This window comes from Micromonospora sp. NPDC005220 (genome assembly GCF_040607895.1).
Lineage (GTDB): Bacteria > Actinomycetota > Actinomycetes > Mycobacteriales > Micromonosporaceae > Micromonospora.
Window position 1 is genome coordinate 1 of sequence record NZ_JBEXHP010000230.1, and the last position, 2,470, is coordinate 2,470.

The following is a 2,470-nucleotide window of genomic DNA, read 5'->3' on the forward strand; positions in this document are numbered from 1 at the left end:
CCCGGGGGTCGCCCCGGCGCCCGGTGGGGGCGCGGCGTCCGCGGCGCCGACCGGGACCGCGCCGCCGACACCGACCACGGCGCCCAGCACGCCGAACACCTCGCCCTTCCCGCCGAGTGCGCCCACGAATCTGACCGCCAGCGAGGTCAGGACCGGGTCGGTCACCCTCACCTGGACGGCCGCCACGCCCGGCTGTTGCGCCATCACCGGGTACGACATCACGTACTACCAGGAGTTCGGCGATGTCGTCCTCAGCGCCAGCGCCGGCGCGGTCACCACCACCACGATCACCGCCCACGTTGGGCCGGGCATGCAGTTGTCGTTCCGCATGATCGCCCGGGACAGCCTCGGGCAACGCTCGAACTGGTCGGACGCGCTGACCGTGGTCACCCCGGTGACGGACACCGGCCCGGACACCACCCCGCCGAGCGCGCCGCAGAGCCTGACCGTCGGTGAGGTGACCGCCTCCACCGGCACGCTGTCCTGGTCACCGTCGACGGACAACGTCGGCGTGCTCGGGTACAACGTCTACCAATTCGACGGCTGGTTCACCTCCAGGCTGATCGCCACCGTGCCGGGTACGACGTACACGGCGCCGCTACCTGCGCCGACGCCGCTGCGGAACCTGTACTACGTGCGGGCCCGGGACGCGGTGGGCAACGTGTCGATCGCGTCCAACACGGTCACTCTGCCCACGACGACGACCACGCCGACGCCCCCGCCGCCCTCGACCTGCCGGGTGACCTACCGGAACCAGTCCGAGTGGCAGGGCGGCTTCGTGGCCACAGCGACAGTCCACAACGTCGGGACGGCACCGGTCGACGGCTGGATCGTCACCTTCAGCTTCCCGGGCGACCAGCAGGTCACCTCGGGGTGGAACGCCACGATCGGCCAGTCGGGCGCCACCGTGACCGCTCGTAACGTCGACTGGAACCGCGTCCTCGCGCCGACCGGCTCTGCGACCTTCGGCGTCCAGGGGCGGTGGAGCGTCAGCGACGCGCCGCCGACCGGATTCTCACTGAATGGCGCCCCCTGCACCGTGGGCTGAAGGAGTCTCGTGAACACTGCTAGGGCCCTGCTCGGGGCAGTCACGGCCGGCATCCTCGCCGTCGCCACCACGCTCGGCGGTACGCCCGCGCCCGTCTCCGCCGCGAACACGCTCAGTATGCGTGGCGCCGACGTCTCCTCGTTGCAGCGCAGCCTGGATCTGGGCGCCAGGTACTACGACGCCGGTGGCGTCGCCCGGGACCCGCTGGACATCTTGAAGTCCGTCGGCGTCAACTACGTCCGACTGCGGGTCTGGAACAACCCGATCAGCGGCTACAACAACAAGAGCCGGGTGTTGGTCCAGGCGAGAGCGGCCAAGGCGAAGGGCCTCAAAGTGCTCATCGACTTCCACTACTCCGACACCTGGGCCGACCCCGGTAAGCAGTACAAGCCGGCGGCCTGGGCCGGCCACAGCCTGAGCCAACTGCGTACCGACGTCTACACCTTCACCTACGACGTCTGCTCCAGCCTCAGCGGGCAGGGCACCCCACCGGACAGTGTGCAGATCGGCAACGAGATCAACGTCGGGATGCTGTGGAACGAGGGCAAGGTCGTCAACAACGACTTCGCCCCGCTGGCCAGCCTGCTGAAGCAGGGCTACAACGCGACGAAGGCGTGCGGCGGCGGCATCCCGGTGATGATCCACACCGCCAACGGGGACAGCAACGCCAACGCCCGATGGTTCTACGACGGCATCCGCGCCCAGGGTGTGCAGTGGGACATCACCGCCCTGTCGTACTACTGCGTGTGGCACGGCACCCTGTCGAACCTCTACAACAACATCGTCGACCTGCGCGGTCGCTACGGCAAGCCGGTGGTGATCGTGGAGACCGCGTACCCCTTCACCCGGAACAACGCGGACAGCGAGCCGAACGCCATCGGCGACGCGACGTGTGACGGCATCAGCGCGTCCTGGTCCGGGCAGGCCCAGGAGTTCGACTGGGTCCAGAACACGGCCCGCAACGCCGGGGCCATCGGTGTCTTCTACTGGGAGCCGACCTGGTACGCCGTCCGCGGCAACGGCTGGGACCCGGCCAACATCAACGGCACCGGAAACCAGTGGGACAACATGGCCATCTTCAACTGGTCCGGGCAGGTGAACCCGGGGGTGCGCTGGACGCCCTGACCTCGGTCGGCGCGCGTACAACAGCAGAGTGCGGCAGCGGTCAGCGAGCGGACGACGTGCGGCGCTGCCGCGCGATCAGCGGTTGAGGTAGGCGGCCAGGCCGCCGAGCTCCTCGCTGGCGATGAACACCGACCGTACGTTGAGGATGGCCTCTTCGACGTGGGCGGGGCAGCCCCACGCCGCATCGCCCCACGAATCGGCGATTTTGATCTCGGCTCGCGCGGTGCACCCGTCGGCACCGCCGAGCTGGCAGTGCTCGGGGTGCGGCGCGGCGGCCTGGGCGGCCGCGGCGGCACG

General features: G+C 69.6%; 2 protein-coding genes and 1 pseudogene. 2 read left to right on the forward strand and 1 reads right to left on the reverse strand.

The window, feature by feature from the left end; genetic code table 11:
* Both ABZU52_RS32295 and ABZU52_RS32300 read left to right on the forward strand, forming a co-directional pair.
* Positions 1 to 1,048 (forward strand): cellulose binding domain-containing protein (locus ABZU52_RS32295; RefSeq protein WP_354974697.1); only part of this gene is annotated, 1,048 nt, incomplete at its 5' end.
* 27 nt (positions 1,049 to 1,075) lie between these two features.
* Positions 1,076 to 2,173, forward strand: coding sequence for a glycosyl hydrolase 53 family protein (locus ABZU52_RS32300; RefSeq protein ID WP_354974698.1), 1,098 nt, complete (start codon positions 1,076 to 1,078; stop codon positions 2,171 to 2,173).
* 75 nt (positions 2,174 to 2,248) lie between these two features.
* Here the strand turns inward: ABZU52_RS32300 and ABZU52_RS32305 are convergent.
* Positions 2,249 to 2,470: pseudogene (locus ABZU52_RS32305) on the reverse strand (GAF domain-containing protein); the annotation flags it as partial.